Source organism: Ferrovum myxofaciens, from assembly GCF_000735045.1.
In the GTDB taxonomy this organism is placed as follows: Bacteria; Pseudomonadota; Gammaproteobacteria; order Burkholderiales; family Ferrovaceae; genus Ferrovum; species Ferrovum myxofaciens.
The window spans coordinates 1-337 of sequence record NZ_JPOQ01000452.1 but is presented as its reverse complement, the minus strand read 5'-3'; the positions used below and the strand labels follow the sequence as shown (position 1 = coordinate 337).

Below are 337 nucleotides of genomic sequence, written 5' to 3'. Positions count from 1 at the left end.
GACTTATTCAGACGCGACCAGCGAGGCATTGGCTTGGGGACTGCATGACGCATGGCCTACCGCCGGTTTGCTGTCCTCAGAGGCCGGTACCGTCTTCGGAGGGCACAGCATGGGCGGGGATTCGGTACTGAGAAACCTTGCGTTGCTGAATCAGTTGTGGGGAGCCGAAACAGTGCGGATTGACCGGCGCACTGCCCCATCATATATCCTCAAGGATGTGCGTTTGACGGTTGGCTTGCAGGTACAGGAGGCCGCTTTCAGATCGTTCCTCGAAAAGACCGGAACGCTTGCCCGAGGTTCGGGGTTCATGGCGCGGTTTTTGGTTTGTTGGCCGGGA

At 58.5% G+C, this 337-nt stretch carries 1 protein-coding gene; it reads left to right on the top strand.

The annotated features are described in order from the left end of the window. A partial coding sequence (locus IV91_RS0114515; RefSeq protein ID WP_031599544.1) for a DUF3987 domain-containing protein occupies positions 1-337 on the top strand: 337 nt, incomplete at both ends.